Raw genomic sequence first — 24648 nt, forward strand, 5'->3', positions numbered from 1 at the left:
CGTTAACATTAAAAATCTAAATATTAGAGAATTATCGATTGGTTAGATTCCTGCTAAGATTTCTATAAAGGTCTGACCGGATACAGGAAATGACGTTTTAGTGTTGCAGAGTGCTGAATTTAGACCTGAAAAAGCTGTTCGGAGAACGAAAAACAAAAACTGATGAAACGATTGACCTTATTTCTTTTGAGCCTGACTGTAATTTTTTCCTGTTCTTCCAATAGGGAACATCTCCGTATTTCGGATTGCTTGGTTGAGGGATGCTCAGGTCCATCGGCACTAATAGAAACCAAACAACCGCAGCTCAGCTGGAAGATCGATTCCGATTTTAACGGAACCAATCAGGCAGTCTATCAGATTCTGGTTAGTGACAGGTTTGAAAACCTGGAGAAAGGAAATGTTTGGAATTCGGATAAGGTTGAATCCCGACGATCGCAATTAATTTCCTATGCTGGCTCAAAGTTGAAGCCCGGAACCCGTTATTTCTGGAAAGTGAAAGTCTGGGATGAAAATGGAAATGGATCGCCCTGGAGCGACGTCTCTTCATTTCAGTTTGGTTTGCCGGAAACAGCCGAATGGGATGGAGCAAAATGGATCGGATTTGATGAGTTTCCCGCAGAAAAGCGCTTGGTCGAAGGCATTAGTGGTTATGGCGATGCTTCGCTGAATAAAGTGGAAGATCGTGCTATTGTGCCAATGTTCCGAAAAGGATTTCAACTGGATGGTGAGGTCGTTTCGGCAACGCTTTTTATCAGTGGGATCGGGCAATACGAAGCTTCACTGAACGGCGAAAAAGTTGGTGACGATTTTCTGACTCCAGGTTGGACGCATTACGATAAAAAAGTGCTTTACAATTGCTATGATGTGACTAGCCTAATACAAAACGGCGAAAATGTACTCGGTGCGATTGTTGGGAACAGTTTTCATTACAACAACCGCGAGCGCTACCGCAAGCTGATTATTGCTTATGGCTTTCCGAAGCTGATTTGCAAATTGCATCTAAGATATGCCGATGGTACAACTGAAATGATCGTTTCGGATAATAGCTGGAAAACATCACCTTCGGCCATCACCTACAGCGGTATCTACGGTGGAGAGGATTACGATGCAAACCTCGAACAAGCTGGTTGGGATGAAGCCGGGTTCGACGATCAAAACTGGCAGACGGTGAAACTCATTCAGGCTCCGGTCGGTCGCTTGAAAGCTGATTCGAATCACCCGATCAAGGTCATGGAATGCTTTGACCCGGTTTCAATAAAAAATATTGGTGATTCCATTTGGGTGTATGATTTTGGGCAAAATATGTCCGGAATTATTGCGATTAACGTAAAAGGCGAAAAAGGGCAGACTTTGAAGTTTTCGCCTGGCGAGAGTCTGAAAGAGGATGGCATGGTCAGCCAGCGTGGCTCCGGATCGCCATACAATTTTAATTATACCCTAAAGGGCGACGGTGAAGAAAAATGGCAACCCCGTTTTAGCTATGCCGGTTTTCGTTATGTGCAGGTTGAAGGGATTCACCCTGTTCCCTCAGTTTTTAAAATACAGGCACTGCATACGCGCAATTCAACCGAAACCGTTGGTTCTTTCGAATGCTCCAACGAGCTTTTCAACCAAACCTTTGACTTGATCAACTGGGGCATCAAAAGCAATCTTCAATCGGTGATGACCGACTGCCCAACCCGAGAAAAGCTGGGCTGGATTGAGCAGACTCATCTGATGGGCACCAGTGTGCATTTCAATTTCAACTTGTATAAATTATACGCCAAGTTACTGTCTGATATGCAGGATGCGCAGACCGAAAAAGGACTGGTGCCGAATATCGTTCCCGAATACATAAACTTTGAATACTACGACGCTGCTTTCCGCGATTCGCCCGAATGGGGCAGTGCATCGATCATTTTGCCCTGGCTGATTTATAAATGGTATGGTGATGCCGACATCATGGCAGAAACCTGGCCAATGATGCTGCACTACATGAGCTACCTGGAAAGTAAAGCCGATAACAATATTCTGTCGCATGGATTAGGCGATTGGTACGATGTTGGTCCCAATGAGCCGGGTTATGCACAGTTAACTCCCGTGCCGCTGGTGGCAACAGCCACCTACTTTTACGATGCTCAGTTGATGGCTAAAGTAGCCGATCAGTTGGGGAAAGCTGATGAAGCTGCACATTTTGAGGAATTGGCTGAAAAGATCAGGGAATCGTTCAATTCGGAATTCTACAAACCTGATTCGGCTGTTTATGCCACCGGGAGCCAAACTTCACTCGCCATGCCTTTGAGTATGGGCTTGGTTGAAGACCAAAATACGGCGAAGGTACTTGAAAATCTGGTCGCTAAAATTGAAGCAGATGGCAAGGCGATTACCGCCGGCGATGTCGGTTTTCACTATTTGGTGGATGCATTGACCCGCTTCGGTAAATCGGAATTGCTGTACAAAATGAACAACCGCGACGATGTTCCCGGCTATGGATACCAACTAAAAATGGGAGCTACTTCGCTGGCCGAGTCATGGCAGGCGCTGGCAAATAAATCACTGAATCACCTTATGCTGGGCCATCTGATGGAATGGTTTTATCAAGGTTTAGGTGGTATCCGGCAAGCAGAAAATTCGGTGGCTTACGAGTCGATTGTCATTCGCCCCGAGGTGGTTAAAGATCTTACATACGCGAATGTGTCATTCGATTCGCCTTACGGCAAGATTGTGAGCAACTGGCAGAAGAAAGACGGCTCATTTATCCTGCATGTTGAGATTCCGGTGAATACTAAGGCTAAAGTAATTATGCCTTTCGAGGGAGATTTACAAACCAGGGCGTTGCAGTCTTCTAATCAACACAAAGAGTTAATCAAGATACACGAAAAAGAGAATGGTAAGTCCGTATGTGAAATTCAATCGGGCAGTTATGAATTTGAACTAAAAATCGAACAATAAACCGGTCGACGACCGCTATCGAATAAACAGATGAGAAAAACATTTTTCGCTCTAGCACTGGCAATGATTTCAATGCTTGCCTGCTCGCCAAAAAAGAAAGAATTATCGGAAACCGTCTCGCAACAGAAGATGGAGGAGATTTATAAGGAGGTGAAAACACCATACAAATATGGCCTGATTATGGTGCCCGACAGCAATTCGTACAAAATGGATTGCCCGACGATTTTCCGGCACGATGACCAATGGGTGATGACCTACATTATTTTCGACGGCCGTGGCTACGAAACACACCTGGCCTTGAGCGACGACCTGATTAACTGGAAAGAACAGGGCGCGATCATGGAATTCTCCGACACAACCGACTGGGATGTGAACCAAAAAGCCGGCTATCCGTCGCTCATTGACTATGACTGGGGCGGTGCTTACGGCATCAATTCCTACGACGGAAAATACTGGATGAGCTACTTCGGCGGAAACTCAACCGGGTACGAAAAAGGCTTGCTATCAGTTGGAATGGCTTTCACGGAAGAAGATCCGGCAACCTTGCAACAGTGGAGTCGTCTGGAAAAACCGGTGTTGATGTCGACCGATGCTGATGCTGCCTGGTATGATAACATCACCATGTATAAAAACTATGTGCTGGAAGATAAAGACCAGTTGACCGGTCATCGCTTCGTTATGTATTACAATGCAAAAGGAGACAGTATTAGCAAAGTGCGCGGTGCCGAGCGTATCTCGATGGCTTTTTCAGACGATATGGTGAGCTGGAAACGCTACGATGACAACCCGGTATTGAATCACCACATCGGTATTACCGGCGACGCGGTGATTCAGAAGATCGGCGATTTGTATGTCATGTTCTTCTTCCGCGCCTACTGGCCCGAAGGTAAAACGGTCGTGTACAACAGCTTTGCGGCTTCGTACGACTTGCTGCACTGGACCGAATGGGACGGCCCGAAACTGGTTGAGCCCAGCGAAAGCTACGATAACCAATTCGCCCACAAATCCTTTGTTATTAAAGTTGACGACGTGGTGTACCACTATTACAATGCGGTGGATACCCTGGGCAATCGGGGAATTGCATTGGCCACATCAAAAGATTTGGGTAAGAGTACGATGACCTTTAATTCAACCGAGGAGTCCGAAGTGAAATAAAAGGAAATGTTCAGTCGCAGTAACAGTCACAGTTTTCAGAAATAGCAGATTTCAACTTTGTGTACTTTGCGATACCCTTTGTATTCTTTGTGTTAAAAAAGCGACTAACGATTATTGATTAACGAATAACGATTGAGCCAGAAAAAACTCTCCGCGCTATCCGCGGTTAAAAAATAGAAAATGAAACGAAAACAAAACATAAACTTATTCCTGCTGGCAATGGTGCTCGCCCTGGTTGGCTGCGGGCCGAAGAGTCAGCTGGCGGAACGCCAAAACTTTGACAAGGACTGGCGCTTTCTCCTGGGCGACGATTCGCTGGCCTTTCAACAGGCATTCGACGATTCGCAGTGGCGTAAGCTAAACCTTCCGCACGACTGGAGCATCGAGGGCGAATTCAGCGCCGATGCTCCCGCAACTCCCGAAGGCGGGGCGTTGCCAACCGGAACTGGCTGGTACCGGAAAACGTTCAAACTTGAAAAACCGGACGAAGCACAAGTTTTTTATATCGATTTTGACGGGGTGATGGCGAACAGCGAAGTGTGGATTAATGGCCACTACCTTGGCAAACGCCCCTTCGGCTATATTTCATTTCGCTACGATTTGACTCCCTATTTGAAGTTCGGTGAGGAAGGGAACACGCTTGCTGTTCGGGTCGATAATTCGGCTCAGCCGGCTTCGCGCTGGTACACCGGTTCGGGCATTTACCGACATGTTTGGTTGGTCGAAAAGAATCCGGTTCATGTGGCTCATTGGGGGACTTTTGTTACCACTCCCGAAGTTTCAGCTGAGCTGGCAAAAGTGAAATTGGATATTCAACTCGAAAATAGAAAAGAAACGAATTCGTCGGTAGTTGTGAAATCGACCATCACTGATGCAGATGGACAAGCGGTCGCAGAAGCGCAAAATAAACTTGACCTGACTGTCGGACTTTCAACATTGACTCAGAATTTTGAGCTGAAAAACCCGGCTTTGTGGTCTCCTGAAAATCCAAATTTATATACGATTTCGACTCAGGTTCTCAGTTCCGGGAAATTAGTCGATCAGTATGAAACGCCACTTGGTGTCCGTTTTTTCGAATTTACAGCTGATCAGGGTTTTTTCCTGAACGGCACACAGTACAAGCTTCACGGGGTCAATCAACATCACGATTTGGGTGCTCTGGGTGCAGCTGTGAACACCCGAGCCATGGAGCGTCAGCTGGAAATTCTGAAGGACATGGGTGTGAATGCCATTCGAATGGCCCACAATCCTCCGGCTCCGGAGCTGTTGCAATTGTGCGATAGAATGGGCTTTCTGGTGATTGACGAATCGTTCGATGAATGGAAAAAGCGGAAAGCCAAGCAGGGGTATCACCTTTATTGGGACGATTGGCACAAACGCGATTTGGAAGACATGATTTTGCGTGACCGCAACCATCCTTCAATTTTTGTGTGGAGCATTGGCAACGAAATTCCAGAACAGTTTGATACGACTGGGATTCGCATCACCCGCGAGCTAGCCGATATCGTAAAATCGTTAGACACGACTCGTCCGGTTACGGCAGCGCTGACTGAAACCGATCCGGAGAAAAATAATCTCTACAAATCAGGAGCGCTTGATCTGTTGAGCTTCAATTATAAGCATAAAGAATACCTGAAATTCCCGGATCGTTACCCAGGAGAGTGCATGTTGGCCTCCGAGAACATGTCGGCCTTGTCGACCCGAGGACAGTACGATTTTCCGTCGGACAGTGTGCGAATCTGGCCACCGGCTTACAACTCGCCGTTCGATGGAAATGCAGATCTGACTGCCTCGTCTTTCGATAATTGTATCGCTTATTGGGGTGCGACGCACGAGGACACCTGGGCTGTGGTGAAAAACAACGAATTCATTCCGGGCATGTTTATCTGGTCGGGCTTCGACTACATTGGCGAACCTCTGCCATACCCATACCCGGCGCGAAGCAGCTATTTGGGAATTATAGATCTGTGTGGTTTCCCGAAAGATGCTTACTACATGTACCAGAGCGAGTGGTCGGATAAAACGGTGTTGCACCTTTTTCCACACTGGAACTGGGATGAGGGACAAATCATCGATCTGTGGGCTTATTACAATAATGCTGACGAAGTAGAACTATTTGTGAATGGCGTCTCGCAAGGGCGAAAATCGAAGGCGACCGACAAATTTCATGTCATGTGGCGGGTGCCATTCCATCCGGGAAGCATAAAAGCCATCAGTTATAAAGACGGGCAAGAGATACTTGAGCAGGAAATTAAGACAGCTGGTCCGGCAGCCAAAATTGAATTGATAGCAGATCGCAGCAAAATAAACGCTAACGGAACTGATCTCTCTTTTATCACGGTGAAAGTGACCGATAAAGACGGAAATATGGTGCCGGATGCAGCGAATCTGATCAATTTTAATGTTGAAGGTGAAGGATTCGTAGCCGGTGTGGATAATGGTTATCAAGCTAGTACCGAGCCGTTCAAAGCCAACTACCGAAAAGTATTTAACGGTATGTGTCTGCTGATTGTACAAAGCACCGAAAAAGCAGGGACAATAAATGTCACAGCTAGCAGTGAAGGCTTAGACTCGAATTTTCTGACAGTTACTTCAAACTAATTCAGCATGAATCTAAATCATAAAATAATATCATTTACAGTGTTGCTGGTGGGGCTATTGTCAACATCAGAGCTGTGCGGCCAGGGAAAAACAGGTGTGTTGGCAGGCATTCCGCCACTAAATACGACGGAGATCGCCGAACCTTGGGAAAATCCCGAAGTCAGTGCCATCAATCGCGATGCGGCAAGAGTAACAGCTTATTCATTTGCATCAACCGAAGATGCTCTCAAGGGTGATCGGGAAACAAGCGGACGCTATGAAAGCTTGAATGGCGAATGGGACTTCTTTTTCGCGATGAAACCTGTTGACGCGCCGACCGACTTTTATAGAACGGAAGTGAGTGGCTGGGACAAAATCGAAGTGCCGTCGAATTGGGAAATGAAGGGATACGACAAGCCCATCTATAAAAGTGCAGTTTATCCGTTCCGACCCATCAATCCACCATACGTGCCTCGGGATTATAATCCGGTGGGATCGTACCAACGAGCATTCACGGTTCCTGCTGACTGGAAGAATATGAACATCACTCTGCATTTTGGCGGTGTGAGTTCCGGTTTCAAAGTTTGGGTGAATGGTCAGTTTTTGGGCTATGGCGAAGACAGTTGCTTACCCTCCGAGTTTAATGTAACACCATATTTGAAGGATGGCGAGAACATCGTTTCGGTACAGGTTATTCGCTGGAGCGACGGTGCCTATCTGGAAGACCAGGACCATTGGCGGATGAGCGGAATCCAGCGCGAAGTGTACCTGATGGCGGAGCCGAAACTGCGCATTGCCGACTTCTTTTATCAAACCAAATTGGACGATGATTATCGCGACGCCACCTTAAGTATCCGTCCGCGCATTGAAAATCTGACAGGCGATTCTGTGAAAGGTTACCAATTGGAAGCAATGTTGTACGACGCTAGCGGAAAACAAGTTTTCGAAAAACCGTTGGAAAAAGATGTCCGGTCGATTTTGGATGAGACCTGGCCACGACTCGATAATGTGAAATTTGGTATGCTGGAATCCCAGATAAAAAACCCGTTGAAATGGAGTGACGAAGAACCGAATTTATACACACTGGTTTTGACGATGAAAGACAGCACCGGTGCCATAACCGAAGCCAAAAGTTGCAAAGTCGGCTTTCGAAGCATCGGGTTCGATCCGGGGTCGGCAAAGCTGCTCATCAATGGAAAAGTAACGTATTTGTACGGTATCAATAGGCACGATCACGACCCGGTGAAAGGGAAGGCTCTATCTCGCGAAGATATTTTGAAGGACGTGAAGCAAATCAAGCAGTTTAATTTTAACTGCATCCGTGCGTCGCACTACCCGAATGATCCTTATTTCTACGATTTATGCGATGAGTACGGAATTTTGGTAATCGACGAGGCGAACTTCGAAACCCATGGTTTAGGCGGAAAACTGGCCAACGAACAAAAATGGTTGAATGCCCATCTGCAGCGAGTGGTGCGCATGGTAGAGCGCGATAAAAATCACCCTTCGGTCATTATCTGGAGTTTGGGAAACGAGGCGGGCAGTGGGCCGGCAACCGCTATCATGGCGGCTTTTTGTCACGATTTCGATGTGACTCGTCCGGTGCATTATGAGCCGGCAATGGGAGACCACAAAGTGAAAGGCTACATCCCGCCCGGGCATCCCAATTACCCGAAAGACCATTCACACCGCATCCAAACCCCGCTCGACCAATCGTACATCAACATCGTTAGCCGCATGTACCCGGCGCTTTATACAGGTCCGTTACTTGTTAGCCAGGATAATGGCGACAACCGCCCAATCTTCTGGTGCGAGTATTCACACTCCATGGGTAATTCGACTGGAAACCTGAAAGAGTGGTGGGACCAGATCCGCTCAACTCCCCGCATGATTGGCGGTTGTATCTGGGACTACAAAGACCAGGGATTGCTGAAAACCGATGAAAACGGAACCGTGTTTTATGGTTACGGCGGCGATTTTGGCGATACCTTACTAAACGACAATAATTTCTGTATCAACGGCATTGTTACCTCCGACGGGCGTCCGAAAGGGGCGATGTACGAGTTCAAATGGGTGAGCCAACCGGTGAGCTGCGAGTTGTTGGATACGAATGGTTTCAAGGTGAAAATTACCAACCGGCATGCCGTTAAAAATCTTTCAGCTTATATCCCGACATTGAAATTCCAGGAAGGTGGCAAAGTGATTAAAACCGTCGAACAGGATCCGATCAATTTAGCTGCCGGAAAAGACACGTTGATTAACTTCAAGCAATACCTGCCGAAAATGAAGCCGGGAGCCGAATACCTAGCCACCATTTCATTCAAACTGAAAGAAAAGACGACATGGGCAGATGCCGGCTATGACGTAGCGTTTGACCAATTTGCCCTGACTGGATTGAGCACGGAATCGTCAAAATTGAAAACTAAATCGGAAATCCAATTGGAGGAATCGGCGGATGCTTTTATGGTGAATGGAAAGAACTTCAAACTGGAAATTGATAAAACGAATGGCGCTTTGAGTTCGTACGTATGGAATGGCGAAGAACAACTATTTGCGCCGCTGTTGCCACACTTCACCCGTCCGCTCACCGATAACGATGAGCGTGGCTGGAAGCCCCATGAGAAGTTGAAAGTTTGGTACGATGCCCATCCCAAATTACAATCTGTGGCAACGGATACCAAAGCTGACGGAACAATACAGGTTCGAAGCAATTACGAGATTGTGAAAGATAGCGCCAGTTGTACCATCATTTACAGCTTGCGCGGAGATGGCGCGCTCAAAGTTGAGTACGAACTGAAAGCTTTACCACAGTTGCCAAACATCCCTAAAGTGGGTGTGCAATGCGGCATTGCCGATGTGTATCGTCAGATCAGCTGGTACGGAAAAGGGCCTTTGGAAAATTATTGCGACCGTAGCTTTGGATTTGAAGCTGCAACGTACTCGCTTCCGATCGATCAATTTATCGAGCCCTATGTGATGCCGCAGGAGACTGGAAATCGCATGGATGTACGCTGGATGTATTTGTCGAATGAGCAAAAAACGAAAGGTTTGCTGGTGGTGGCCGATAGTTTGTTGAGCATGAGCGCGTGGCCTTGGACTAAAGCTAATATTAATGCAGCCAAACATACGAACGAATTAGTAGAGTCGTGCTACCTGACCCTGAATATCGACCTGAAGCAAATGGGTGTTGGAGGTAACGATAGCTGGTCGGATGTGGCCGCTCCGGAACCACAATACCAAATTCCGGCGGGCACATACCGATATGCTTTCTACCTGATGCCAATGAGCACCGGGAAGAAAGATTGGAGTGAGGAAATTTATAAAGTGAAATTTTGATGAGACGTGAGTAGTGAGTAGTGAGTAGTGAGTAGTGAGTAGTGAGTAGTGAGTCGGGAAGGCCTGCTTGTTTTTAGTTTGTTAAGAACTGTCTTTAACTCAATACTCACGTCTCTGGACTCACGACTAGTAAAAATGAAATGAAACAAAACCGACAAAATAGAACGCTTCTGATGCTGCTTGGCTTGTTGCTGGTCATTTTAAGCGCATGCAGCCACCAATCGGAATCGCTGGTTAAAACGATTGTTCCGACAAAAAAGGATGCTCAACCCTGGACCTTTTGGTACTGGATGCACGGTGCGGTGAGCAAGGCCGGAATTACCGCCGATTTGGAGGCGATGAAAGAAGCCGGAATTGGAGGCACCTACCTGTTTGCTATTCGCGATACAGTCTCGGGTTTGTATCCTGATGCAGTGGTCACAATGAGCCCGGAATGGTGGGGGTTGGTGAAATTTGCAGCCAGTGAGGCCGATCGATTGGGATTGGATTTGGGGCTAAACTCTTGCGATGGTTTTACCTGTGCGGGAGGTCCGTGGATTACTCCGGAAATGTCGATGCAGAAGGTGGTTTGGGGTGATACTCTGGTAACCGGGGGGCAGGCTTTCGCAGGGAAGCTGCCACAACCTGAAATGGTGAAAAATTATTACGAAGATATTGCCACTTTCGCCTATCCGGCGCCGGAAGGGGCAGGGCAAAATTCGTGGATGATTAGGCCGGAGGTGAGTTCTAATTTGAGCTCGGAAAGTCTGCAATACCTGGCTGAAAAAGGAAATGCCCGTCAGTTTTCGACCAAAGAAAAAGGCTGGATTCAATATGCTTTTGACGCTCCGTTTACCTGTCGGTCGGTTCAAATAAAAACCGGGTGGAACAACTACCAATCAAATCGACTGATTGTGGAAACCAGCGGAGACGGTGTTCATTTTAAGTTTCATAGCCGGCTGGTCCCGCCGCGTTCGGGCTGGCTCGATTTGGACCAACCAAACACACATAGCATTGAGCCGGTGACGGCTAAATATTTCCGTTTTGTTTTTGACCCGGAAGGTTCTGAGCCGGGCGCCGAAGATCTGGATGATGCCAAATGGACTCCAACCTTGCGAGTTAAAGGAATTGCGCTTTCGTCGGAGACGAAAATCAATCAATTTGAAGGGAAGAATGGCTCTATCTGGCGTGTAGCTAATTGGTCTGATGAGAAAACCATACTGTCAAACGAATGTGTTGATCCGAAGAACATGATCAACATTTCGGAATATGTAGCTGCCGACGGAACCCTAAGCTGGCAAGTGCCCGAAGGAATTTGGGTGATTTTGCGCATGGGCCACACCAGCACCGGTCACGAAAACTACATCGGTGGTGGCGGTAAAGGATTGGAATGTGATAAGTTCGATCCAGAAATCGTTCGATTTCAGTACGATCGATGGTTTGGTGAGGCTTTTCGTCAGATTGGCGAAGGTTTGGCAGCAAAGGTGATCAAGCGTTTTCATGTGGATAGTTGGGAATGCGGTAGCCAAAACTGGTCGAAGGTGATGCTCGATGAGTTTCAAAAGCGACGCGGGTACGACCTGATGAATTACTTGCCGGTGATGGCTGGAATTCCGCTTCAAAGTGCAGAAACGTCGGAGCGGGTTTTGCAGGATGTGCGTGAAACGGTTGCCGACTTATTTAGTGATAATTTTTATAAGACGCTGCAAGAAGAATCGCATAAACGAGGAGTGCTGTTCTCTGCCGAGAGCATGTCTCCCGTTGGCGTGAGCGATGGTATGCAGCATTTCAAGTACGTCGATCTTCCGATGGGTGAATACTGGTTTCGTAGCCCCTCGCACGATAAGCCAAATGATATTCTCGATGCTATCTCAGGGGCACATGTGTACGGAAAGCCTATTGTGCAGGCTGAAAGTTTCACCGAAATCCGGCTGGACTGGGACGAAACACCTGGTTTGCTGAAGCCTTTGGCTGACCGGAATTTTGCGCTCGGCATCAACAAAGTTTTTGCGCATGTATTTACCCACAATCCGTGGATGGATCGCGCGCCCGGGATGACACTTGACAAAATCGGAACGGTCCTGCAACGCGATCAAATTTGGTGGCAACAAAGTTCGGCTTTCTGGAATTATCTGCACAATTGTCAGCAACTTTTGCAAAAGGGAAAGCCAGTGGTTGATCTGGCAGTTTTTACCGGCGAAGAAATGCCCCGTCGCTCAATTTTGCCCGATCGCCTGGTCGATTTCCTACCCGGGATAATGGGGGCAAGGCGGGTTGAAAGTGAAAAAACACGGTTAAAAAATGATGGCGCTCCAAAACGGGAAATGCCGCAAGGGGTGACTACCCAGTCAAATATGGCCGATCCCGAAAAATGGATTGATCCACTGAATGGTTATGCGTACGATTCGTTCAATAAAGATGCTTTACTGAATTTGGTGACGGTAAAAGATGGCCGGATTGTGCTCCCGGGAGGAGCGAATTACGCGATGTTGGTAATCCCGGGAAACCGGAAGCTGGCGCCAAACGGAGGTGAACAAATGAGTTTGGCTGTAGTTGAGAAACTGGATGAACTGATCCGGCAGGGAGCGATCGTGTTATGGATGGAAAAACCGGGTCAGACGATTGGTTTGAATGCTTCATCCGAAAATAATGAGCTTAAAAAATTAATTACCACTTTATTTGATGGCGAAAAAATTAGTTACACCGATGAAAATGGTTTCCGGTTCGAAGGAATCCAAAAAGGGAAGGGGCGAATTTTAGTTGGCCCTTATCAGGCGGCTTCGTTCAGCCCTCTTGGTGTAGCTAAAGATTTTATTGCCGTAAAAGACGATGAAATACTTCATGGAAAGCTGGCCTGGAACCATCGGGTTGATGGTGAAAAGGACAATTATTTCATTTCGAATCAAAGCGGCGAAAAACTGCTGGTCGAATTGAGTTTCCGCATCACCGGGAAAACTCCTTTGCTGTATGATCCGGTGTCGGGCGATACCTTGCCATGCCGCCAGTGGTCTTCTGACGATGATCGTACTAATTTGACCTATGAATTTGAAGCCAATGAGTCTGTTTTTGTGCTTTTCGATCCGGCAAATAAAGATGTTCGAAGCGAGAAGCCCAATAAGGTTCGTACGGCAACAGTTCAAAAAATTGAAGGGCCCTGGACGGTTGCTTTCAACCCGAAAAATGGCGGTCCGGCAGAACCTGTTGTGTTCAATGAGCTGACCGACTGGAGCAAAAACGCAGATGACCGAATTCGGTTTTACTCGGGAATGGCAACGTACACAACTTCATTTGAATGGCATGAAAACGTTGATTCGCAAGGGTTGTGGATTGATTTGGGGGATTTCGCGAATGTGGCCGAAGTGCGTCTGAATGGTGAATCGGTTGGCATTTGCTGGACTTTGCCGCATCGGTTGCAGTTAAACGGGCAATTGAAACCCGGTGAAAATATGCTGGAGATTGATATTGCCAATACCTGGAATAATCGACTGATTGGCGACCAAGATTTGCCGGAAGGAAAGCGCATTGCCTGGACAACGGCGCCCTACCGATTGGAAGGTCGGCCACTTTTACCGGCGGGCTTGTTCGGGCCAGTCAGGTTGCTTCGGCAAAATGAAGATTAGAAAGTTAGAAGGATGAAGATCAGAATCACAAATGCAAAAAGACTCAATCTGGAAATTACTCGAATCCAATTGCTTTGTGTCTTCGCTTCTTCACGTTCAACATGAATATAACTTACAAACAAAAGATAAACGAGATGAAATTTTTAATGAAACGAAGCCTGCTGGCGATGGTGCTTTTTGTCGCAGTTTTGCAGGCGCAAGCAATTGTGAAAATGCCGGCATTATTTGCCGACCATGGTATTTTGCAACGACAAACAAATGTGGCTATTTGGGGCTGGGCCGATGCAAAAGCCAAGGTGACGGTCATTCCTTCGTGGAACGGTACAACCTACGAAACCAAAGCCGACCACGATGGCAAATGGAAGCTGACAGTGGAAACCCCCGAAGCTGGAGGTCCTTACGAAATCCGCATCAGCGATGGAGCCGAGCTGATTTTGAAAAATATTCTGATCGGAGAAGTGTGGCTTTGCTCCGGGCAATCGAACATGGAAATGCCGATGAAGGGTTTTCCGGGTCAACCGGTTGTCGGATCTAATATCGACATTTTGAAATCGGACAACCATAACATTCGGGTAATTACTGTTCCGCGTAACTCGCAAACAACACCGCAGGACAATTTCACCGCCAAATGGAAAGTGGCTGATCCGGCTGCAATCCGCAATTTTAGTGCAACAGGCTATTACTTTGGCCGTATGCTGAACGAAATGTTGGGTATCCCGGTGGGATTAATCGAAGTGGCTTACGGCGGTTCCTGTGTTCAGGCCTGGATGAGCCCGAAGACCGCTGTTTCTTTCGTAGACAAACAGGTGCCTGCTCCGGGCGACAGTATTCCGGTTGCGAATCGCACACCCTCTGTTCTTTTCAATGGCATGCTAAATCCGGTGATCGGTTATGGAATTGCCGGATGCATTTGGTACCAGGGCGAAACCAACTACATTGAGCCGGATCGCTACCTGGACTTGTTCCCGACTATGGTTGCCGAGTGGCGTAAGCTATGGGGAATAGGTGACTTCCCGTTCTACTACGCTCAAATAGCACCATTCGATTATTCGGTGTTTACTCCCACCGAATTTCATGAGAAATTCAACTCAGCCTACTTGCGTGAGGCGCAGCTGAAAGCTCAGGACAAAATTCCGAACAGCGGTATGGCAGTGCTGATGGATGTCGGTGAAGAAACAAGTATCCACCCCATGCATAAGCAAGAAGGCGGTGAACGCCTGGCCTTGTGGGCATTGGCTAAAACTTACGGCATCCGCGATTTCAGTTACAAAAGTCCTGCGTACGATGCGATTGAGGTGAAAGGCAGCCAGGCGATTGTGTCATTCAAAGATGCGTCGAACGGCCTGACCACCTTTGGCAATGAACTGACCGGTTTTGAGATTGCCGGAGAGAATAAAGTTTTTTACCCGGCCGATGCTTTTTTGCGGGCTAAATCGGTGGTGGTGTCGTCCCCTCGGGTTGAAAAGCCTGTGGCGGTGCGCTATGCCTTTAAGAATTTTATTGTGGGAACACTTTGCGGAACTGATGGATTGCCGGTATCGTCATTCAGAAGCGACAACTGGTAGTTGGAAGATTAGAATGGCAGAATCTTGAATAATAGAATCGGAAACCTTGTGGTTTTCCGTTAATTCAATAAAAAATGAAACGAAACATTCAACTGATACTCGCGCTGTTGGTTTTGCTTGCCGGCAAAAGCTGGGCGCAACCGAACGGCCTGGACGATTACAACCTGGTTTGGACGAGTCAAAGTGCAAACTCATCCGAGTCGATGCCTTGCGGCGGTGGTGACATTGGCTTGAATGTGTGGGTTGAAAATGGCGATTTACTTTTTTACCTCTCGCAAAGCGGCACTTTTGACGAGAATAACTGTATGCTGAAGTTAGGGCGTGTGCGGATGAGATTGAGCCCAAATCCGTTTGATGGTGAAACGTTCAGGCAGGAGTTGCATATGAAAGAAGGCTTTGTAACCATTCAAGGTGAAAAAGGCGGACTGAAGGCAACGGCTAAACTTTGGGTTGACGTGTTTCGTCCGGTAGTTCATGTCGAAGTTGAAGCAAACCGCCCAGTTTCGGTCGAAGCTACATACGAAAGTTGGCGAACAAAAGACCGGTCATTGCGTAAGCTCGAAAGTGTCGCCAACTCTTACAAATGGGCAGCACCCGAGGGCTTGATGACCAAAGCCGATCAGGTTAAGTTCGCAGATGGAGGCGTGTTGTTTTGCCACCGAAATACCGGTGAAACGGTTTTTGATATCACAGTTCGTCAACAGCAACTGGATGCCGTAAAAGATCAACTGTCAAACCCGCTCGAAAACCGAACTTTCGGTGGATTGATGCAGGGTGAAAATATGATTTCGGCGGGAGAAACTTCCGGGAAATATATTGACACTGAATTCAAAGGATTCATGCTGAGAAGCAAGTCGCCTGCTAAAAAACAAGAACTAAAAATCTACTTACATACAGCTCAAACTGAAAGTCAGGACGTTTGGGAGAATGAGCTTACTGAGCTGCGTTCACAAAGTTTGAAAGCCGGAAAAACGGCCTTTCAGCAAACACAAAACTGGTGGAGCGATTTCTGGAACCGCAGCTTTGTATTCATTCAGCCGAATAACAAAAACGAGCGGTCAGAAAGCTGGCAGGTTGGTCGCAACTACCAGTTGTTTCGCTACATGTTGGCTTGTAATGCCTACGGGAAATACCCCACAAAATTCAACGGTGGTTTGTTTACGGTCGATCCGGTTTTTACAGATTCAACCCGGGCATTCACACCTGATTTCCGGAATTGGGGTGGGGGAACCTTTACCGCGCAGAACCAGCGGTTGGTCTATTTCCCGATGTTGAAAAACGGTGATTTTGATTTGCTGCCCGCTCAATTTGATTTCTATTTGCGGACGATGAAGAACGCAGAACTTCGGGCAAAAACCTATTGGGGACACGATGGCGCTTGCTTTACCGAACAACTGGAAAACTTCGGTTTACCTAATCCGAGTGAATATGGCTGGAAGCGTCCGGAAGATTATGATCCGGGTATGCAGTACAATGCCTGGCTCGAATACCAGTGGGATACGGTGCTGGAGTTTTGCCATATGATCATACAGAATCAGCAATACTCGGGAGCCGATATCTCAAAATATTTGCCATTGATCCAGAGTTCGCTTAAGTTTTTCGACGAGCATTACAGGTATTTGGCGCGTGAACGCGGAGCCAAAGATTTAAATGGTAACGGTCAGCTGGTTTTATACCCGGGTTCTTCCTGCGAAACCTACAAAATGGCTTACAATGCTACATCGACAGTCGCAGCATTAAAAACTGTTATCGAGGAATTGCTGGCCTTGCCGGAAGAATATTCTTCGAAGATAAACCATGAGTTTTTCTCGGATATGCAGAAGCGTATTCCACCGATCAGTTTTCGCGAAATTGGCGGGCATCAAACCATTGCGCCTGCCAGGCTATGGGAGCGGGTTAACAATACCGAAGTTCCGCAGTTGTACCCGGTTTATCCGTGGGGAATATACGGCGTCGGTTTACCCGATCTGGATGTTGCGCTGAATACCTGGAAGTATGATCCGGATGCGCTTCAATTTCGCAGTCACAAGGGCTGGAAGCAGGACGCGATTTTTGCTGCCCGACTTGGGCTGACCAATGAAGCAGACTCACTGGTCACGCTTAAGCTAAAAGACTCCGGTCGACGGTTTCCGGCATTCTGGGGCCCGGGTTTCGACTGGACACCCGACCATAACTGGGGCGGTTCGGGAATGATTGCCTTACAGGAAATGCTGGTGCAGGAAGTGAAAAGTAAAATTTTTTTATTGCCGGCTTGGCCGAAAGGAAAAGATGTGCATTTTAAATTGCACCTGAAGAATAATACGACGATAGAGGCAACGTGGGAAAGCGGCCGTTTAGTGAAGTTGGATGTTTGGCCTGTGGAACGAAAGGCTGACGTCGTGAATTGTTTGGAATGAAAACAACTCAACCTAGAAAACCGATAAACAATGAAACTAACACACAAGGAACGCTTCTATGCAACCATCAGCCACCAACCGGTCGACCGGCCTGCTTCGTGGCTGGGACTGCCGGTTCCGCAAGCAGAGAAAGCGCTTTGCTCACATTTTGGAGTTCAGTCGCTGGATGAATTGAGGATATTGATCGATGACGACATCTATCCGATTGAAGTTCCCTATCATTATCCGCCGTCAAACCACATTGCCTGTGCTTTCAAATTTGCCAAAATGGAGCACCTGGATTCTCCGGATGAACGTACGTTGACTGCGCCGGGCTTTTTTCAAGATTATTCCGATCCGTCGGATGTGAACAAGTTCGACTGGCCCGATCCGGCCAAATACTTAGATTGCGCGGAAGCCCTGAGACGAGCGAAGGCTGTTGATCCGGGCTATGTCAAGATGGGGATTATGTGGAGCGCTCATTTTCAGGACGCTTGCTCTGCCTTTGGCATGGAAACCGCCCTGATGAGCATGTTGATGAACCCGGAGATGTTCAAGGCCGTGATTGATCGGATTACTGACTTTTACCTGAAAGCCAACGAGCTGTTTTTTGAAGCCACCAAAGGATACCTGGATGCGGTGTTGATTGGTAATGACTTTGGTAGTCAGAACGGATTGATGATTGATCCGGATTTGCTTCGCTCCCTGGTGTTCCCCGGAACCAAAAAAATCATTGATCAGGCAAAGAGCTACGGACTAATGGTGATGCATCATTCCTGCGGATCCATTTTCCCAATTATTGATGATCTGATTGAGCTGGGAGTGGATATTATTCACCCGATTCAAGCGCTGGCTGCCAATATGGATGCTCCGAATCTGAAACAGCACTTTGGCGGAAAAACTGCTTTTTGTGGCGGGGTAGATGCTCAGTATTTGTTGGTGAATGGCGATGCGGAAGCTGTTGACCGAAAAGTTGAAGAACTGAAACAGCTATTTCCGACCGGTTTGATTATTTCACCAAGCCACGAGGCTATTTTGCCGGATATTCCTCCTGTAAATATTCAGGCAATGTTCAACGCATTAAACAGAAAATCATGAACAAACGATTTGGACAAATGATTCGGTTAAAGCCGGAAGGAGCAACAAAATATATTCAACTTCATGCGGAAGTATGGCCGGGAGTGTTGGCCAAAATAAAAGAATGTAAGCTGGAAAACTATTCCATCTTTTTGAAAGACATCTACCTTTTTGCCTATTTCGAATACTCCGGTTCCGATTTTGAACAGGATATGGCGAAAATGGCTGCTCACGAAGAGACCCAGCGGTGGTGGGATGTGGTGAAACCACTTATGGAGCCGATGGAAAACAGGGAGCCGGGTGAGTTTTGGTGTGCCATGGATGAAATTTTTCACTTAGATTAAAACGAATGCTATGGTACCATCGAGCCCAATTTTAGGAACAATGTTGCATGCGATAGGAGGCGTTTCTGCCTCTTCGTGCTATGTGCCCTACCAAAAAACAAAAGACTGGTCGTGGGGAACTTTTTGGTTGGTACAGGCGATGTTTGCCTGGATCCTGATGCCTTTAATAATCGGATTTATTACGGTCAATGATTTTTTCACGATTCTCCAAAATGCACCAAGCCGGGCGATCTGGGGAGCTTTTATTCTGGGAGCCGTTTACGGTTTCGGAAGTATGTCGTTTGGTGTGGCTATTCGATATATCGGTTATTCCCTCACCTATACGCTGGCTATTGGAATCTCTGCTGTTGTCGGGACAGTTTTGCCATTGCTGTTGTTTGGCGGGTTGACAGAATACTTTACCGGCCCGGGAGGACTTACGGTGTTTACCGGAATGCTTGTTTCATTGGTTGGCGTGGCTGGCTGTGGCTGGGCTGGTTTCCGCCGCGAAAAGGAACTGGCTGCCGGCTCGTCCGGTTCAGGACGATCGACCATGTCGGTAGGTCTTATTTTAACGATTATAGCCGGTATTTTGTCCGGCGTTTTCAATATCTCACTTGAATATGGTCAGCCAATTGCAGACATGGCTGCGGCCAAAGGATCCGGTCATTTTCAGGGGAATGCGAAATTGATCGTGTCTACAGCCGGTTGCTGGGTTGTGAATGTGACCTGGTTTCTGGTTCTCGGAATTAAACAAAAGACCTTGAGGGAGTTCACGAAGAAAAGTGGGATTGCAGCCAATCGGATGTTAAGAAACCTCGTTTGGTCAGCTTTGGCCGGTACCATGTGGTTTTTCCAGTTCTTCTTTTACGGACTGGGACATGTAAGTATGGGACGCTTTCAGTTTGCCAGCTGGGTGCTGCACATGTCGATGCTTATTTTCTTCAGCTATATTATTGGTGTGGTCATGAAAGAGTGGACGAATATCAGGAAGGCGACCTACTTTTTGCTAATCGTATCATTGCTGATTTTAGTCACTTCCTTTGTGATAATCGCTTACGGAAGCATGGCTTGAGAACGTTGTTTGTGATATTAAGTAAAAAGAATCAACAGTTGTTGTTTCCTTTTTTGAAAAAAAAAGCACTAAAAAGAAGTAAAACGAAAACAAAAACAAAAGCAAGCGAAAATATTTTGATTTGTTTTTGCTAAATTGGCCATCGTGTTTTTCAAATCAAACTAAAGCAATTTAAACTAAATTAAGAACTATGCAGATGAAAGGAGAAGTTGCATCGGCGGGTAGCGAAAACAGCCTGATTGACCGGCTGGATGCACTTTATGAATACGACCGGGAACCGGTCTCGGAAAAAAAACTACACGGATGGAAAACTTTTATAGCCATGTTTGCCGGCGAACATGTTGCAGGAACCGAGTTTGTTTTGGGGCCTTTGATGGTGATGCACGGTGTGTCGGCCAAGGATTTTTTTCTGGGCCTGTTGGTCGGTAATATTCTTGCTGTTTTAAGCTGGGCGCTGATGACGGCACCGGTTGCAGTAAAAACCCGTTTGACGATCTATTGGCAGCTGCGAAAAATAATCGGACCCTACCTGACGATTGCTTACAGCGCCTTTTATGCCTTGATACTTTGCCTGTTGGCAGGGGCGATGGTGACCGTGGCCGTGACTGCAGTTTCGATTCCTTTTGGAATTTCCAATCCGGATTATGTTGCAGGTGATTTAATTCCTTCCATGCCATGGATGGGCCTGGCCTTAATTGTGGGCGTGGTGATTGCCGCTTTAGCCGTCCTTGGATTTGAAAAAATAGCCACCTTTTCCAAAATTTGTGCTCCCTGGATGGTACTCGTATTTTTTGCTTCGGCTATTGCTGTTCTTGGAAAGCTAGGTGCTACTTCATTTAGCGATTTCTGGCAGATTGCCAACGACAAAATTTTCACGGGAGTACCGATTGGCAACAATTCAAAATATACCTTCTGGCATGTGGCCGGTTTTGCCTGGTTGTGCAACGCGCCGCAACATCTTGGCATGTCGGATGTGACGATTTTCCGCTACGCAAAAAGCTGGACGCAGGGTTTTGCCTCGGCTTTCGGCATGTTTCTGGGGCACTTCGGAGCCTGGATTGCTTCGGGTATTCTGTGTGCAGCTTTTCTTTCCGAGGGATTTGTTAATCCTCAACCGGGAGCAATTGGTTTGTACGGCGCCGGCATCGCCGGTGCGATTAGTGTGGTGATTGCCGGATGGACAACTGCCAACCCAACTTTGTATCGCGCCGGATTGGCCATTCAGGTGGCAACACCAAACTGGAAGCGATGGAAAGTGACTTTCGCTGCAGGCGCGTTTATGATTATCACCGCCTGTATTCCGGCAGTAAATGCCAACCTCGACCGGATTGTAAGTTACAATGCCCTGTTCTTTGTTCCGCTTGGAGCTTTTGTTTTAATGGATGTTTGGGTTTTTCCAAAAATTGGGCTGATCAGTAATTTCACAGAGAAATCAAAGAAATTATTTAGTTGGCCGGCAGCAATAGCCTGGCTGGGATCATTTTTAATTTGCTTTTTCCTGTACGGAAAAGACAATTTACCCTGGATGGAACAATCGATAGGTGGAAATTTGCCTGCCTGGCTGGATGCCATTAAAATGGATTTGACCTACCTGATTGCCCCTGAATGGATACTGGCATCGCTGATTTATGTCGGGCTCAGCTATTTTCAGCAGAATTCGCAAAAGAATGTACAATTAATTGCAGAAGGAGGACTGTCATGAAAAAAGTATTGATCGTAATTTCATTCATTGGATTGGTTTTGACTTTCGTTCCGGCCATCCTGGTTTTCGAACAATTTATTGAAATGGAAACACATTTTCATTTGATGGTTGCCGGTATGATCATCTGGTTTGCAACAGCGCCGTTCTGGATGAAAAGCAAGGCGCTGGACGAGGAAGAGGGTAAGTAAGTTTTTCACATTGATAAAAGAATAAAGGTGTTGGAAATCGTAAATCTTAGAACTGAATATAAGCAGAATCCGGTTGGAATTGGTACTGCTGAACCCCGTTTGAGCTGGGAAATCCTGGATGACAGGAGGGGGAGTTTACAAACAGCTTGTCAGCTTCGTTGTGCAAAGTCGGTTGAAAATCTGCAGTCTGGTGCCAATTTAATCTGGGATACCGGGAAACTGGAGACGAGTCAGTCGAACCAGTTTGTTTATTCCGGAGCTGATTTATTTTCGGGACAGCGGGTTTACTGGCAGGTGAAAATTTGGACGAATCACGGCACGGAATCGGAGTGGACCGAACCGGCATTTTTCGAACTCGGTTTGTTGAATCGTTCCGACTGGAAAGCCCAATGGATTGAGCCCAAATTGGATGAAGATGTGTCGGAATCGACGCCTTCTCCTTATTTGAGAAGAGCGTTTTCAGCATCGAAACCAATCCTGAAAGCAACAGCTTACGTGACCTGTCATGGTTTGTACGAGCTGAGCATGAACGGCTCGAAAGTAAGTGCAGATTTGTTTACGCCGGGCTGGACCAGCTACCAACAGCGCTTGCAATACCAGGCGTACGATGTAACCGACCTGCTGCAAGAAGGAGAAAATTCCATCGGCGTGATCCTGGGTGATGGTTGGTATCGCGGCTTCCTGGTGTGGCAGGGAAATAAGAATTTGTACGGCGATAAAGTGGCTCTGCTTTTTCAACTTAAAGTAGAATACAAGGATGGTAGTTCGGAGCTGGTTTGCAGCGATGAAAACTGGAAATCCAGTACCGGTCCGATCCTGAAATCGGATATCTACAACGGGGAAACTTATGATGCCCGATTGGAACAGAGTAACTGGAATACGACCGGATTTGACGACCACAATTGGCAAGGCATAGAAACGAAAGATTATGGCTACGACAACCTGGTTGCTTCTGACGGTGTGCCGGTTCGCGTAAGCCAGCGGCTGAAACCGATTGAGAAGATCATTACACAGAAAGGTGAGTTGGTGTTCGATTTTGGACAAAACCTGGTGGGCTGGGTGCACTTGAGATTAAAAGGAAACAAAGGTGATAAAATAATTCTAAATCATGCCGAGGTGCTTGATCAGGACGGTAACTTTTACACAGCCAACCTTCGGGCAGCCCAAGCGCAGGACGAGTATATCTTTAAGGGGGATGGCGTTGAAGAGTACTCGCCACGCTTTACTTTTCATGGATTTCGTTATCTAAAAATAAGCGGTTATCCGGGCGAAGTGAGTTTGGATGACCTGGAAGCCTGTGTTGTCCATTCGGATATGGTACCGACCGGCGACTTTGAATGCTCAGACACGCTGGTTAATCGGCTGCAAAAGAATATCCAGTGGGGATTGCGTGGTAACTTCCTTGATGTGCCAACTGACTGCCCGCAGCGAGACGAGCGCCTGGGATGGACCGGCGATGCGCAGGTATTTGCCCCAACGGCTTGTTTTAATGTCGATGCAGCCTCATTCTACACAAAATGGATGCAGGACTTCACGGTTGATCAGAAAGCCAACGGTAGTGTTCCATGGGTGGTGCCAAACGTTGTGGAAGACGGTGGCGGAACCGGTTGGTCGGATGGCTTTGGTGCAACAGCCTGGGCCGATGCTGCGGTGATTATTCCATGGACGGTTTACCGGGCCTATGGCGACACCCGGATTCTGGAGCGTCAGTATGAGTCGATGAAAGGTTGGGAGGAATATATGATCCGCGAATCGGGCGACAATTACGTGTTCAGCGCCGGATTCCATTTTGGCGACTGGCTGGCCTTTGCCGAGTATTATTCCTACTACTACAACGCTCCCGATTATGGTTATGCGGGTGCCAACACCGATAAAGAACTAATTGCAACAGCTTACTTTTACTACACCACCGGCTTAATGCAAAAAACGGCTGAACTGGTAGGTAATAACGAAGATGCGGAACGCTACACAGCCATTCTACCTAAAATAAAAGAAGCGTTTAACCGCGAGTTTGTTACCGAAACCGGTCGACTGACTTCAGGTACACAGACGGCTTATGTTTTGGCCTTGTGCTTCGATTTATTGCCTGAGGTATTGATTCCGGTTGTGGCAAAGCGCCTGGCCGACGATGTCATTCACTTTGGTCACCTGACTACTGGTTTTGTGGGAACGCCGCTGCTTTGTCAGGCTTTGAGCGATCATGGTTATGCCGATGTCGCCTATCAGTTGCTCTTCAACAAACGTTACCCGTCGTGGTTGTACCCCGTTACCAAAGGGGCGACTACGATTTGGGAGCGCTGGGATTGCATCAAGCCCGACGGTTCGTTTCAGGATGTGGGCATGAATTCGTTCAACCACTATGCCTATGGCGCGGTGGGCAATTGGCTGTATCAAACGGTTGCTGGTTTGCAAGAAGATCCGACTGTGGCAGGTTATAAAAAGATCGTCATCAAACCAACGCCAACCGGAAAATTGCAGTTTGCCAAGACAAATTATCATTCAATCTATGGCGAAATCCGATCCGGATGGGAACGTAAAGCTGATGCCTTTATTCAAACCGTCGAAATCCCTGCGAATACTTCTGCAAAGATCTACTTAATGGCTGATGATAATTCAATTGTGCATGAAAATGGTAAACCGATCACGGATCGAAAAGATATAGCGATTGCAGGTCGCGAAGGCGATTACCTGGTCGTCGAAGTTGGTTCCGGATCGTATTCATTTCAAATTAAATAAACACAC

The 24648-nt window shown here is 47.2% G+C and carries 13 protein-coding genes; all 13 read left to right on the plus strand.

Annotated elements, in window-relative coordinates; genetic code table 11:
- Positions 1-162 precede the first annotated feature (162 nt).
- The 13 genes from ABZD21_RS02110 (at position 163) to ABZD21_RS02170 (ending at position 24642) form a co-directional block, all read left to right on the plus strand.
- Positions 163-2931 (plus strand): family 78 glycoside hydrolase catalytic domain, encoded by a 2769-nt coding sequence (locus ABZD21_RS02110; RefSeq protein ID WP_372772529.1) that lies wholly within the window; start codon positions 163-165, stop codon positions 2929-2931.
- Positions 2932-2961: 30 nt separating this feature from the next.
- Positions 2962-4086, plus strand: a complete 1125-nt coding sequence (locus ABZD21_RS02115; RefSeq protein WP_372772531.1) for a hypothetical protein — start codon at positions 2962-2964, stop codon at positions 4084-4086.
- A 180-nt stretch (positions 4087-4266) separates the two neighbouring features.
- Positions 4267-6687 (plus strand): beta-galactosidase GalB, encoded by a 2421-nt coding sequence (gene galB / locus ABZD21_RS02120; protein ID WP_372772533.1) that lies wholly within the window; start codon positions 4267-4269, stop codon positions 6685-6687.
- A gap of 6 nt (positions 6688-6693) precedes the next feature.
- Positions 6694-10002 (plus strand): glycoside hydrolase family 2 TIM barrel-domain containing protein, encoded by a 3309-nt coding sequence (locus ABZD21_RS02125; protein ID WP_372772535.1) that lies wholly within the window; start codon positions 6694-6696, stop codon positions 10000-10002.
- A 140-nt stretch (positions 10003-10142) separates the two neighbouring features.
- Positions 10143-13601: a glycosyl hydrolase gene (locus ABZD21_RS02130; protein WP_372772537.1), complete on the plus strand. Its 3459-nt coding sequence runs from the start codon at positions 10143-10145 to the stop codon at positions 13599-13601.
- Between the two features lie 134 nt (positions 13602-13735).
- Positions 13736-15166 carry a sialate O-acetylesterase gene (locus ABZD21_RS02135; protein ID WP_372772539.1) on the plus strand — a complete coding sequence of 477 codons (1431 nt, stop codon included), beginning with the start codon at positions 13736-13738 and terminating at the stop codon, positions 15164-15166.
- Between the two features lie 74 nt (positions 15167-15240).
- Complete coding sequence (locus tag ABZD21_RS02140; protein ID WP_372772541.1) at positions 15241-17562, plus strand: DUF5703 domain-containing protein; 2322 nt, start codon at positions 15241-15243, stop codon at positions 17560-17562.
- Between the two features lie 30 nt (positions 17563-17592).
- Complete coding sequence (locus ABZD21_RS02145) at positions 17593-18639, plus strand: uroporphyrinogen decarboxylase family protein (RefSeq protein WP_372772543.1); 1047 nt, start codon at positions 17593-17595, stop codon at positions 18637-18639.
- The gene (locus ABZD21_RS02150; RefSeq protein ID WP_372772544.1) at positions 18636-18962 is read left to right on the plus strand and encodes an L-rhamnose mutarotase; all 327 of its coding nucleotides are present in this window, start codon (positions 18636-18638) and stop codon (positions 18960-18962) included. The genes ABZD21_RS02145 and ABZD21_RS02150 overlap by 4 nt, the downstream gene beginning before the upstream one ends.
- A 10-nt stretch (positions 18963-18972) precedes the next feature.
- The gene (locus ABZD21_RS02155) at positions 18973-20016 is read left to right on the plus strand and encodes an L-rhamnose/proton symporter RhaT (RefSeq protein ID WP_372772546.1); all 1044 of its coding nucleotides are present in this window, start codon (positions 18973-18975) and stop codon (positions 20014-20016) included.
- A 190-nt stretch (positions 20017-20206) separates the two neighbouring features.
- The gene (locus ABZD21_RS02160; protein WP_372772548.1) at positions 20207-21718 is read left to right on the plus strand and encodes a cytosine permease; all 1512 of its coding nucleotides are present in this window, start codon (positions 20207-20209) and stop codon (positions 21716-21718) included.
- Positions 21715-21906 (plus strand): hypothetical protein, encoded by a 192-nt coding sequence (locus ABZD21_RS02165; RefSeq protein ID WP_372772550.1) that lies wholly within the window; start codon positions 21715-21717, stop codon positions 21904-21906. Before ABZD21_RS02160 ends, ABZD21_RS02165 begins: the two co-directional genes overlap by 4 nt.
- Positions 21907-21933: 27 nt before the next feature.
- Positions 21934-24642, plus strand: a complete 2709-nt coding sequence (locus ABZD21_RS02170; protein ID WP_372772551.1) for a family 78 glycoside hydrolase catalytic domain — start codon at positions 21934-21936, stop codon at positions 24640-24642.
- Positions 24643-24648: the final 6 nt, after the last annotated feature.

Source organism: Mangrovibacterium sp. (assembly GCF_041596335.1).
GTDB lineage: Bacteria > Bacteroidota > Bacteroidia > Bacteroidales > Prolixibacteraceae > Mangrovibacterium.